Raw genomic sequence first — 12,238 nt, forward strand, 5'->3', positions numbered from 1 at the left:
ATGCTCGAGGACCTGGACGCGCACACGCGCGCGATGGCCGAGCCGGAGGCCGAGCCGTCGCTCGCGTGATCGTGCCGTCCCCCGCGAGCCGCACGGTCCACTGGGGCGCGCTGGTGAACGCGCGCGACCTCGGCGGCCTGCCCGCCGCGTCCGGTACGACCGTGCCGGGCCGCATCTTCCGGACCCCGAGGCTCGACGACCTCGACGAGGCCGGGTGGGCCGCGGTGCAGGCGAGCGGGGTGCGGACCCTGGTCGACCTGCGCAACGACGACGAGGTGGGGCAGACCCTGCGGCCCCCCGCGATCGGGCGGCGGCACGTGCCCATCGAGGACCACGCGCACCCCGGATTCCTCGAGACCTGGGGCGAACGCCTCGACTCGCCCGCGTACTACCCCACCAACCTCGAGCTGTGGCCCGACCGGGTGGCAGCGGTCTTCGCCGCCATCGCGCACGCGCCGGACGGCGGCGTCGTCGTGCACTGCTCCGCCGGGCGCGACCGCACCGGGCTCATGACGGCGCTGCTGCTCCAGCTCGTGGGGACGCCGGTCGACGTCATCGTCGAGGACTACCTCGCGAGCGTCGACGCGATGCACTCGCACGCGCGAGCCACGCCCGACTGGCACGAGCGGGCGCGGGACGACGAGGCGCACGCCGCGCACGCCGCCGAGTCCGAGCGGCACCTGCGCGCGTTCCTGGCCGGCACCGACACCCGCCGGTTCCTCGAGGCCCAGGGGCTGGCGGCCGAGGCCGATGCGGTGAGCGCCCGGCTGCTGGACTGACGGGCACCTGCCCGCGCGTCACCGTCCCGAGCGGTCCCGTGCCGACTCCTGACCGCGGCCTGGCGACCGCGGGTTGCCGTTCACCCGGCGCGGGTTCGAGGGGGCGTCGGCCGGCCCCGTCGCGTCGGTCGCCGTGCGCAGCAGCGCCACGATCTCCGCCTCGCCGAGCAGCCGGTCGGGGTAGACGGTGACGCCTGCGCCGACGTAGCTGAACGCCGCGCTGACGGCCTCGAGCGGCAGGCCCGTCCAGCGCGACCAGGCCAGTCGGTACACGGCGAGCTGGATCTCGCGGGCGGCGCGGACCTGCGGGTCGGTCGGGGGTGCGCCGGTCTTCCAGTCGACGACGACCACGCGCGGCCCGTCCGCAGCGCCCCGGTTCGACGACCCGATCGGATCCGACCCGCGATCACCAGGGCGCGGGTCGGCGAAGACCGCGTCGATGCGCGAGCGGAGCACGTAGCCGTCGACGCTGGTCTCGACGTCCACCTCGATCGCGACCGGCACCCGGTCGGCCCACTCGCCCGCGAGGAACGCACGCCGGAGCACGTCGATGTCGCCGTCCAGGCCGGGAGCCGAGGTGTCGAGCTCGTCGCGCACGTCGTCGGCCCCGGGCAGCGCGTCGACGTCGACCAGGGCCGCCGAGCCGAAGTACCCCTCGACCCACGCGTGGAACCGGGTGCCGAGGCGCGCCTGCGCCGACGGCTCCTGCGGGATCGGTCGGCGCAGCGCGCGGGAGAACTCGTCGGGGTCGGCGCCGAGCCGGACGAGGGCGGACGCGGACAGGTGCGACGGCAGCTCGACGTCGCGCGTCGTCGCCCGTGCTCGGGAGCGCTCGGCCAGCAGCCGGTCCGCGAGCGCGGCCCAGGGGTGCGCGGGCTCGTCAGGCACGTCCGGCACAGACACGTGAGCATCCGCCGCCCGCGCGTCCCGCACCCACTGCGCCGCCCGCTCGAGCGCCGGCCGCCGTCCGGCGGAGCCGTCCTCGGTCGCGAACGGGTCCGCGGGCCAGGTCGCGGTGACGACGACCCCGGCGCGCGGGTTCTGGGCCGCCTCCTCGGGAGCACCCGCCCACGTCGCCGTCTCGACGAGGCCCGCCTCGGCCAGCTCGGTGAGGAACGTCGAGACGCGGCGCGCGCGGGTCCCGTCGCCCCACCACGCGGCCGTGAGCAACAGGTCCGTCCGGGCGCGGGTCAGCGCCACGTACGCGAGGCGCCGCTCCTCGGCGACCTCGTGGTCACCCGCGTCGAGGACGAACCGCCGGCGCCGCTCCTCGAGGTCTTTCGGGTCGGCGGCGCCCTCGTAGGCGAATGCGGGCAGGTGCGCACGGTCGCCGCGCAGCGGGTACGGCAGGTTGCCGAGCCCGACGAGCCACGCCGAGTCCTTCGGGCCGTCCTTGCCCTGCGTCGCCGTCGCGGGCAGCCCGCCGTCGACCAGGCCCGCCACCGCGACGACGTCCCACTCCAACCCCTTGGCGGCGTGGATCGTGATGATCTGCACCGCGTCGGGGTTCGGCTCGGTGACGGGCATCTCGAGCCCGTTCTCGCGCGCGTCAGCTGCCTCGAGCCAGGCGAGGAAGCCGCCGAGCGTCGGGTGGTCCGAGGTCCGGGCGAATTCGATGGCCACGTCGCGGAACGCATCGAGCTGCGCACGGGCGGTGCCCGGCGAGACCCCGGCGCGGGCCGCGACCTCGATGTCGAGGCCGAGGACCCGCTCCGCCTCGGCCACGAGCTCGGGCACGGCGAGGTAGGCGTGCGCACGCAGGGTCCGCAGCAGGCCGGCCAGGTCCGTCAGGCGCGACCGGCCGGTGTCGCTGAGCGAGCGTCCCGACGCGCTGCGCCACCCGGGCCGGGGCAGGTCGTCGAGCGCGTCGACGATGCTGCGCTCGTCGACCGAGTCCGCCTCGACGCCCGCCTCCCGCGCGCGGCCGCCGTGCCGGCCCGCGAGCTCGGCGGACCACGCCCCGAGCGCGTGCAGGTCCGCGGCCCCCAACCGGGTGCGCGCACCCGTGAGCAGGCGCATGAGCGCGTCGCCGCGCGTCGGGTCGTGCGCCGCCTGGAGCGCTGCGAGCAGGTCGACCACCTCGGGCGCCGAGAGCAGGCCCCCGAGCCCGACGACCTCGACGGGCAGGCCCTGAGCGCGCAGCGCCCGCCGCAGCGGCTCGAACTGCGAGCGCTTGCGGCACAGCACGGCGGCCGTGACCCGCTTCCCGTCCCGTGTCACGGGCCGCCAGCGTTCGGCGACGAACTCGGCGACCGTGCGGGCCTCGTCCTCGATCGTCTCGGCGACGTGCGCGAGGACGCGTCCGTCGCCGGCACCCGGCCGGGTCGCGAGCAGGGGCACCTCGACCAGCGACGCGGCCGAGCGCAGGGGTCCGGCGACGTGGTTGGCCGCGTCGAGCACCGCCGCGTCGTTGCGCCACGACGTCGAGAGCTGGTGCACGTCCGCTGGGCGCCGGCCGTCCGGAGACACGATCGGGAAGGTCGTCGGGAAACCCTCGAGCCCGCCAGCGCTCGCGCCGCGCCACCCGTAGATCGACTGGTGCGGGTCGCCGACCGCCGTCACCGCATGGCCGCCGCCGAACAGCGCCGACAGGAGCGTGAGCTGCGCGTACGAGGTGTCCTGGTACTCGTCGAGCAGCACGACGCGGAAGCGGTCGCGCTCCGCGACGCCCACCTCGGGGACGTCCCGGGCGAGCCGCGCGGCGAGCGCGACCTGGTCGCCGAAGTCGATCGCGTCGGCCGCGCGCTTGCGGTCGCGGTAGCGCGCGACGACGTCGAGCAGGCGCGCGCGCTCGCTCAGCGAACCCAGCAGTCGGGCGATGTCCGCGTACGGCGCGCGCGGCGGCGTGCCGGCCGGCGTCGCGAGCAGCGCCTCGGCGATCGTCTCGATCCCCGAGCGCGCGGCCACCGGGTCGAGCAGGTGCTCGTCGAGCGCTCCCGAGAGCGTCAGCACCGCCTCGACCACGGTCGACAGCGCGGAGTCGGTGCCGAGGTCGTCGTCCCACGCCTCGACGACCTCGCTCGCCAGCTGCCACTGGGCCGCCTCTCCGAGCAGCCGCGCGGACGGGTCGAGGCCCAGGCGCAGCGCGTGGTCGGAGACCAGCGACGCGGCATAGGCGTTGTACGTGGAGATCGTCGGCCGGGCCAGGCCGTCCAGCAGACCGCCGACGCCCATGGCCTCGCGCCCGGGCAGCTCGACGCCCGCGGCCGCGGCGCAGCGGACGAGCAGCCGCACGCGGCGCCGCACCCGCTCGCCGAGCTCGCCGGCGGCCTTGCGCGTGAACGTGAGCCCGAGCACCTGGTCGGGCGCGACGAGCCCGTTGGCGAGCAGCCACACGACGCGCGCGGCCATCGTCTCGGTCTTGCCCGAGCCCGCTCCGGCGACGACCAGCGCGGGCAGCAGCGGCGCCTCGATGATGCGCTCCTGCTCGACGGTCGGGCGGGGCTGGTCGGTGAGCTCCGCGATGCGCACGGCGCTGAGCCGCTCCGGCTGCGCGCTCACGCGACCACCTGAGCACCCTCGCCGCGGACCGGGCACGACCGGCGCACCGGGCAGCGGTCGCACAGGTCGTTGCTCGTCGCGACGAACGTCGAGGCCGCCATCGAGTCGGCGACGGCATCCACGAGCGTCCGCGCCCAGCCCGGCCCGTCCACCTCGGGCGCGAGTCCGGGCTGGGTGCGCAGGGTCGCGCCCGCGCCCGTGCCCAGGAACACCAGCCGCGCCTCGGCGCTCGTCGCCCCGTCGGGCAGGCCCCCGAACGCCCCCTCGTCGACCGCGAGCTGGTACGCCGCGAGCTGCGGGTTCTCGAGCGCCTTGGCCTTCGACGGCGGGCTCGAGCCCGTCTTGAGGTCGACGACCCACACCTGGTCACCCCCAGCCGACTCGATCCGGTCCGCGGTGCCGCGCACGTGCGCGCGGTCGGTCAGGAGCTCGAACCCGCCCTCGACCAGCAGCGCCTCGCCGGCGCCCGCGAGGTAGCCCGCGAGCCGCCGGACCATCGACTCCGCCTTGGCCCGGGTGGCCCGGGCCGGCCAGCCGGAGCCCAGGCCGAGCTCGCCCCACCGCTTGTCGAGGGCCGCGAGCAGCTCGTCGTACGAGCCGTTCGGGTGCTCCTGCGCGATCGCGTGCACGAGCGTGCCGAGGGTCTGGTGCCCGCTGTCCGCGGCGGTCCCGCCCGCCGCCTCGAGCGCCCACCGCAGGGTGCAGCGCTGGGCGGTCTCGATGCGCGACGGCGACACCGGGACGCGCTCGTCGGGACCCCAGAGCGCGACGTCGGTCGACGGCTCCTCGAGGCCGTGCCAGTCGTCGGGGTCGGCACCGTCGATGCCCGCGGCGGCGAGCCGGGCGAGCGTCGCGACGGCGTCGGGATCGGGCTCGGACCCGTCGCGCGCGGCGGTCTCGAGGTTCGCCCGCAGCCGGGCGACCACTCCGCGCAGGTCCAGGGGCGACCCGACCGAGACGCGGCGGGAGTCGTCGACCTCGTCGTCGACCTCGTGCACCAGGTCGAGGAACGGCGACGGCTGGGAGTCCGCGTCGGCAACCGCGGTCACCAGGAGCCGCGAGCGCGCCCGCGAGCAGGCCATCGCGAACGAGCGCAGCTCGTCGGACAGCACGGCCGCGCGCGCGAGCGCGGCCCGCTCCCCCGCGTCGCCCGACGACGCCTCGCGGCCCGCCACCACGTCGACCAGCCCCTGCGCACCGAGGATCGAGTCGCGCAGCCGCAGGTCCGGCCACGTGCCCTCCTGCACGCCCGCGACCACGACGACCTGCCACTCGCGCCCGGCGGCGCCCGCGGGCGTGAGCACCTGGACGTCAGCGCGGCGGGCGCGCGCCGCGATGCTGTCCGACGGCAGGTCCTGGCCCTGCAGCCAGTCGACGAACGCGCCCGGCGTCGCACGCGGCATCCGGTCGACGAAGGTCTCGGCGGCCCGGAACAGCGCGAGCACGGCGTCGAGGTCCCGGTCGGCGCGCTCACCGGCTGCCCCACCGGCGAGCGCCGACCTGCGCCACGGCTCGGCCAGGCCCGCGGCGGACCACAGCGCCCACAGCACGCGCTGCGCGTCGGCACCGGGCTCCTGCGCAGCCTCCCGGCCGGACGCGAGCACGTCGGCCAGCCGGTGCACGGGGCGTGCGACGCTCGAGGCGAGCGTGACCGCGCGGTCCCGGCCGCCGAGCGCCTCGACGAGCAGCGCGTCGCTGCTCCGGCCGCCGCCGCCCGCGAGCTCCTCGGCGCGCAGCGCCCGACGCACGCGCCGCAGCGCCACGGCGTCGAGCCCGCCCAGGGGCGAGCACGCGAGCGTCGCGGCCACCGCGGCGTCCAGCGGCAGCACGCCGACTGCGACCGCCATCGCGACCAGCAGCGGGCGGACGGCAGGCTCCTCGCGCAGCGGCACGTCGCTGCCCAGCACGCTCACGGGCACCGCCGCGCCCGCGAGCGCCCGGCGCAGCGCCGTGACCTGCGTGCCGGAGCGCGCGACCACCGCCATGTCCGCCCAGTCGACCCCGTGCTCGAGGTGGGCGCTGCGCAGCGCGCGAGCCACGTACGCGGCCTCCTGGGCCGCGCTCGGCAGCACCGCGGCGCGGACGGTCCCGGCACCGCCGACGACCTCGGCGCGCCGGTGCCGCACGGCTCCCACCGTCCCGACGCGCTCGGTGACCCGGGCGACCACCTCGCGCACCTCGTCGCCGTGCCGCCACACCTGCCCGAGCGTCAGGACCTCGGCCCCGAGCTCTCCCTCGCCGTGACCCACCGCGGACGCCCGGCCGACGAGCGCGGGCGAGGCGCCGCGGAACGTCTGCACCGCGAGGTCGGGGTCGGCGAGCAGGAGCAGCCGCGCGCCGTCGTCGGCGAGCACGCGCAGCAGGCGGGCCGTCGCCGAGGTGCTCTCCTGGTGGTCGTCGACCACGACCAGGTCCCAGCGGGGCCGCGGGGCGCGCGGCACCTCGTCGTCCCAGGCCAGCAGCGCCTGCGCGGCCTCGTCGACCACGACCGCGGGGTCGTAGCGCACGCCCAGGTCCGGCGTACCGCTGCGCAGCTGCAGGACGTCGAGGTACTCCTCGTACAGCCGCGCCGCCGCCGACCACTGCGGACGGCCGTGCCGCGTGCCCAGCGCGTCGAGGTCGACGGGCGTCAGGCCGCGCTCGGCGGCGCGCATGAGCAGGTCGCGCAGCTCGTCGCGGAACGCGCGCACGCCCAGCGCGTCCGTCGGCACCTGCGGCGGCCAGTCCAGCGGCACGCCCTCGCCCTCGGCGTGCCCGGCGAGCAGGTCGCTCAGCAGCAGGTCCTGCTCGGCGCCGGAGACGAGCGTGGGCGCGGGCTCGCCGAGCAGCCCGGAGCGCGCGCGCAGGATCGCGAACGCTGCCGCCGCGGGCGTCTGGACCAGCCCGCGCCCGGAGGTACGGCGCAGCCGGGCCGCGAGCCGGTCGCGCAGGTCCGCCGCCGCGCGCCGGCTCGCCGCGAGCACGAGGATCCGCTCGGGATCCACGCCACCCTCGACGGCCGCGACCACGGACTCGAGCGCGACGGTTGTCTTCCCCGTCCCCGGTGCGCCGAGGGCCAGGAGTGCACGGGTGCCGCCGACCACGCGCTCGACGACCGCCGCCTGCGTCGCGTCGAGCGCAGGAACCTCCGCCGCGCCCGCGAGGGCGGGGCGCAGCAGGCGCAGGGCGGGATCGGTCACGGCGCAGATCCCATCACAGCCCGCCGACACCCACGTCCACGGCGCGTCACGCGTCGGGGTTCGGCCACGCGTTCGCGACGCACGGAGCCACCCGGTAGGACTGCTGCTGCATCACGGGCGCGCGCTGCCCGGCGCTGGGGCACGACCGGTGCGGGTGCCCGAGCAGGTGGCCGACCTCGTGGCTGACGACGTAGTGCCGGTACGTGGTGAGGTCGTCGAACTCGTCGGTCGCGAGCACCCACCGCTTGAAGTTGATCGTCGCGTGGCCCGCGCGCCCGCACGAGACCTCGCCGGCGGTCCGCAGCGGCGCGCACATCTCGTCGACCGTGTCCGGCGAGGCCAGCACGACGCGGATGTCGGCCGACCCGTCCGTGCGGGCGAACGAGAGCGACCCGTCCGCGCCCCACCCGCGCGGGTCGTTGAGGGTCGCCATGACGAATCGCGCGAAGGCCTCGCCGTCGACCGGCAGCCCGTCCTCGACCTCGACGCGGACCTCGTGCACGGTGCCGTCGCCAGGGCCCGGGTCGGAGCCCGGGACGACGACGAGGTCCCCGGACGCCGAGTCCTCGACGTCGGCGCCGAGCAGACCCGCATCGACGTCGGCCTGCGTGAGGCCGGGCGGGAGGGTCGGGGTGGCCTGGCGCTCAGTGGTCGGGACGGGCGTCGCGCTGGGGACGTCCGGGGCGGGGGACGTGGCGGCCGACGAGGACGCCGTGGCGGTCGGGGTCGACGCGACCACCTGCGCGGCGTCGCTCGGCCCCGGGCGCAGCGCGGTCGCGGCCAGCGCACCGGCGACCAGACCGGCGACGACGACCACCACGGGCGCACCCAGCACCCGGCGCCGAGAGCGCGGACGCGAGTGCCTCCGGTCGGGCGGACCGGGTAGCCCCGGCGCGTCCGAGGCGTGGGATCCCACGGATGTCACCCCGCCATCGTGACATCCCTGTCACATCCCGTGGCTACCATCGCGGCATGACGGCGGCCGCGAGCGCACCGGGGCAACGACCCCGTAGCCCCCGCATGGCCAGGGACGAGCGGCGCGCGCAGGTGCTGCGCATCGCTCAGGAGCTGTTCTCGTCCGAGGGTTTCCACCACGTCTCGATGGATGACATCGCCGATCGCGCCGCGGTGTCCAAGCCGGTCCTGTACCGCCACTTCCCCTCCAAGCTGGACCTGTACCTCGCGGTCGTCGACCAGCGCGGCACGGACCTGCTCGCCGCGGTCGAGGAAGCCGTGCAGCCGGTCGAGAACGGGCCCGTCGCCCCGGGTGACGGGCGGGCCGTGGTGGCCGCCATCGTGCGGGCGTACATGACGTTCGTCGAGACCGCGGGCGAGTCGTCGGCCCTCCTGTTCGAGTCCGACGTCACGCACGACGCCGACGTGCGCGCCCGGGTGGAGCACGCCTCGTCGGAGACCGCCCGCCGGATCGCCGCCGTGCTGGAGCCCGTCACCGGGCTGCCCACCGAGGACTGCGACATCCTCGCCGTGGCGCTGATCTCGCTCGCGCAGGGCGCCGCGACGCACCGCTACCGCCAGCCGGACGACGAGGGCCACGAGCACGCCGCCGAGCTCGTCACCCGGCTCGCGTGGGCGGGCGTGCAGGGCCTGATCCGCGCCGACTTCGAGTACACCGCGCCCTGACGACGTGCTCGCACATGGGCCGTTCGCCGTGCGCGGACGGAGCCGAACGGAGCGCGACGACGACCTAGGATCGAACCAGCAGCGGCAGGTGCCGCGCGTTCGGCCAGAACAAGGAGCTCATGGTGGAGATCACGATCGGGGTGCAGAACCTGCCGCGAGAGATCGTGCTGGAGTCGGACCAGTCGGCCGAGGAGGTCGCGGCCGCCGTCGCAGCCGCCCTGGCGGGTCGTCCGGCCCTCGAGCTCGTCGACTCGCGCGGGCGCCACGTGATCGTGCCGACGGCGTCGCTCGGCTACGTGGAGATCGGCGCGGAGACCAAGGGGCGCGTGGGTTTCGGCACCCTCTGAGGGACCACGCCTCTGACAGGCCAGCACGAAGGGGACGGCCCGCGCGGGCCGTCCCCTTCGTCGTCCGTCAGCAGGTCAGGGCGTCAGCCCGAGGCGCGACATCCGGCGCGTGTGCTGTGCCGTGAGCTCGCCGAACACCTTCGCGGGCGCGTTGGCGGGCGTCGCCGCCGGCGTGCCGGTCTCGGCGGACGCACGCGCGTCGGAGCGCGCGAGCAGGCGCCCCAGGGCGGGCCGCTGCGTGAGCAGGCCCTGCACCACGCCGAGCGCCTCGCCCACGAGCCGGCGGCCCCACAGCGCCAGGCGCGAGGTCAGCACGCCGTCGTCGGCGCCCGCCGCATCGAGCTCGGTCACGGCCAGGTCGGCGTGCGAGGTCTCGTCGAGAACCTCGAGCACCAGCGCACGCGAGCGCTCGTCGAGACCCTCGGCGGCCAGGCGGCAGAAGTCGTCGGCCACGCCGTAGCCGACGTACGCCTTGAGCAGGCGCTCCCACCACGTGCTCGGCTCGGTGCGCGCGTCGAAGTCGGTCAGCACGTCGTCGAACTGCCGCAGCGCGGCCTCGGGCTCGGCGCCCAGCTCGACGATGCGGCCGAGCACGCGGTCCCGGCGCTCGACGGCGGCCGCCGCGAACCGGCTCAGCGCGAGCCGCTGCTCGATCGTCGGCGCGATCGCCGAGTCGCTCGCGAGCCGCACGAACGCGGTGTGCTCGAGGTGCGCGACGAGTCCGAGCAGCACCACGGCGTCTGCGCTCTCGGCCGCGCCTGCCGGGCGGTCGGCGGAGGGCTGCGGGGCTGCGTCGGGCCGTGTGGTCGTCATCCGGCGCATCGTAGTCGCGTCGTCGGTGAGGGGACATCGGGGCAGGGCGTGCGGCTGCGCGCGGGCTGTCGCGCGCGCCTCGGCGAGGCGTCACCGGGTGCCGAGGGAGCCGTCGGATAGACTGCCCGCGTACAACGGTTGCCCGGTCGTCTCGGTTTTCCGGTCTGACGACCATCCCGCGTAGCCCCGAACCTCCTCGACGGAGGGCTCGGAGGAGCTCGTGGGACGACTTTCACGATCGGCTGCCGGCCAACCCGAGTGGCGACGACCGCTGTCGCCCGGGATGCCCGACGCCTTCGTCGGCCCCGGACAGCGCGCGGCGCGCCACCCTTCGCAGTGAAGAGTCGACCGTGACCACCATCGATCCTGAGATCGAGTCCACCGAGGCCTCCGCCCTCGCCGCCCCCATGTCGCGCCCGCTGAAGAGCACGTACTCCTCGGTCCAGGCCGTCGACGCGTCGTTCTCCGACTTCGACGTGCGCCCCGAGATCGTCGCGGCGCTCGCCGCCGCAGGCATCACCCACCCGTTCCCCATCCAGGCCATGACGCTGCCGGTCGCCCTCGCGGGCCACGACATCATCGGCCAGGCCAAGACGGGTACCGGCAAGACGCTGGGCTTCGGCGTCCCGCTGCTCAACCGCGTCCTCGCTCCGGGCGAGGACGGCTACGACCAGCTCCCCGCGCCCGGCAAGCCGCAGGCACTCGTCGTCGTGCCGACCCGCGAGCTCGCGGTCCAGGTGGCCGGCGACCTCGCCACCGCCTCGGCCGGCCGCTTGGTGCGCGTCGTGCAGGTCTACGGCGGCCGCGCGTACGAGCCCCAGATCGCCGCGCTGAACAGCGGTGTCGACGTCGTCGTCGGCACGCCCGGTCGCATGATCGACCTGCTCAAGCAGCGTCACATGGACCTGTCGTTCGCCAAGACGGTCGTGCTCGACGAGGCCGACGAGATGCTCGACCTGGGCTTCCTGCCCGACGTCGAGACGCTCCTCGCCGCCACGCCGGCCTCGCGCCACACCATGCTGTTCTCGGCCACGATGCCCGGCGCGGTCGTCGCGATGGCCCGTCGCTACATGACGCAGCCGACGCACATCCGCGCGCAGGACCCGGACGACGACGGCCGCCAGACGGTCAAGAACATCAAGCAGGTCGTCTACCGCGCGCACGCGCTGGACAAGGTCGAGATGGTGGCCCGCATCCTGCAGGCCAACGGCCGCGGCCTGACCATCGTCTTCGCGCGCACCAAGCGCACCGCCGCCAAGGTGGCCGACGACCTCGTCGAGCGCGGTTTCGCCGCCGGCGCGCTGCACGGCGACCTCGGCCAGGGCGCCCGCGAGCAGGCGCTGCGCGCGTTCCGCCACGGCAAGGTCGACGTGCTCGTCGCGACCGACGTCGCCGCGCGCGGCATCGACGTCGAGGACGTCACGCACGTCATCAACTACCAGTGCCCCGAGGACGAGAAGACCTACCTTCACCGCACCGGCCGCACCGGCCGCGCGGGCAACAAGGGCACGGCCGTCACGTTCGTCGACTGGGACGACATCCCCCGCTGGGGCCTGATCGACAAGGCGCTCGGCCTCGGCATCCCCGAGCCCGTCGAGACCTACTCCAGCTCGCCGAACCTGTACGAGGACCTCGACATCCCGACGGGCACCAAGGGCCGCCTGCCGAAGGCACAGCAGACCCGTGGGGGCCTGGGCGCCGAGAAGCTCGAGGACCTGGGCGAGACCGGCAAGCGCGGCGGCGGCGCCCGTCCCGCCGGCGGCGACCGCGGCCCGCGCCAGGGTGGCCGTGACTCCGGCGGCCGCGACGGTGGCCGTGACGGCGGCCGTGGCCGCTCGGGCGGTCGTTCGGGTTCGGGTGAGCAGCGCTCCGAGGGCTCGAAGCCGGCGTCCAACCCGGCCCCCCGCTCCGACGCGGCCCAGACGCCCTCGGCCGACGGCGAGGCCCGCACGGGCGCCCGCCGCAGCCGCAACCGCCG

At 76.0% G+C, this 12,238-nt stretch carries 8 protein-coding genes; 4 read left to right on the forward strand and 4 right to left on the reverse strand.

All coding sequences use genetic code 11. From position 1 onward, the window contains the following. Positions 1-65 precede the first annotated feature (65 nt). The gene (locus D1825_RS03095) at positions 66-779 is read left to right on the forward strand and encodes a tyrosine-protein phosphatase (protein ID WP_118766014.1); all 714 of its coding nucleotides are present in this window, start codon (positions 66-68) and stop codon (positions 777-779) included. Between the two features lie 18 nt (positions 780-797). Here the strand turns inward: D1825_RS03095 and D1825_RS03100 are convergent, their stop codons facing one another. The 3 genes from D1825_RS03100 to D1825_RS03110 are packed head-to-tail and all read right to left on the reverse strand — an operon-like array spanning position 798 to position 8,279. Next, complete coding sequence (locus D1825_RS03100; RefSeq protein WP_118766018.1) at positions 798-4,280, reverse strand: ATP-dependent DNA helicase; 3,483 nt, start codon at positions 4,278-4,280, stop codon at positions 798-800. After that, positions 4,277-7,459, reverse strand: a complete 3,183-nt coding sequence (locus D1825_RS03105; RefSeq protein WP_118766015.1) for a UrvD/REP family ATP-dependent DNA helicase — start codon at positions 7,457-7,459, stop codon at positions 4,277-4,279. The genes D1825_RS03100 and D1825_RS03105 overlap by 4 nt, the downstream gene beginning before the upstream one ends. 46 nt (positions 7,460-7,505) lie before the next feature. Continuing rightward, positions 7,506-8,279, reverse strand: coding sequence for a DUF3152 domain-containing protein (locus D1825_RS03110; RefSeq protein ID WP_233549591.1), 774 nt, complete (start codon positions 8,277-8,279; stop codon positions 7,506-7,508). A 200-nt stretch (positions 8,280-8,479) separates the two neighbouring features. Here D1825_RS03110 and D1825_RS03115 point away from each other — a divergent pair, with 200 nt between their 5' ends. Both D1825_RS03115 and D1825_RS03120 read left to right on the forward strand, forming a co-directional pair. After that, on the forward strand, positions 8,480-9,100 hold the full coding sequence (locus D1825_RS03115) for a TetR/AcrR family transcriptional regulator (protein WP_233549592.1): 621 nt from the start codon (positions 8,480-8,482) through the stop codon (positions 9,098-9,100). A gap of 122 nt (positions 9,101-9,222) precedes the next feature. Then, a complete protein-coding gene (locus D1825_RS03120) occupies positions 9,223-9,447 on the forward strand; it encodes a DUF3107 domain-containing protein (protein ID WP_118766019.1) in 225 nt (74 codons plus the stop codon). 75 nt (positions 9,448-9,522) lie between these two features. Here the strand turns inward: D1825_RS03120 and D1825_RS03125 are convergent, their stop codons facing one another. Continuing rightward, entirely contained in the window at positions 9,523-10,260 is a 738-nt protein-coding gene (locus D1825_RS03125) for a ferritin-like fold-containing protein (protein WP_118766020.1), read from the reverse strand. A 407-nt stretch (positions 10,261-10,667) separates the two neighbouring features. Here D1825_RS03125 and D1825_RS03130 point away from each other — a divergent pair. After that, a partial coding sequence (locus tag D1825_RS03130; RefSeq protein ID WP_138067391.1) for a DEAD/DEAH box helicase occupies positions 10,668-12,238 on the forward strand: 1,571 nt, incomplete at its 3' end.

The organism is Cellulomonas rhizosphaerae (assembly GCF_003470205.1).
GTDB classification, from domain to species: Bacteria; Actinomycetota; Actinomycetes; order Actinomycetales; family Cellulomonadaceae; genus Cellulomonas; species Cellulomonas rhizosphaerae.

Bases quoted from the DNA above. Each gene is read 5' to 3' on its own strand.
- D1825_RS03115 (WP_233549592.1), top strand. From the start codon at position 8,480: ATGGCCAGGGACGAGCGGCGCGCGCAGGTGCTGCGCATCGCTCAGGAG.
- D1825_RS03125 (WP_118766020.1), bottom strand. From the start codon at position 10,260: ATGACGACCACACGGCCCGACGCAGCCCCGCAGCCCTCCGCCGACCGC.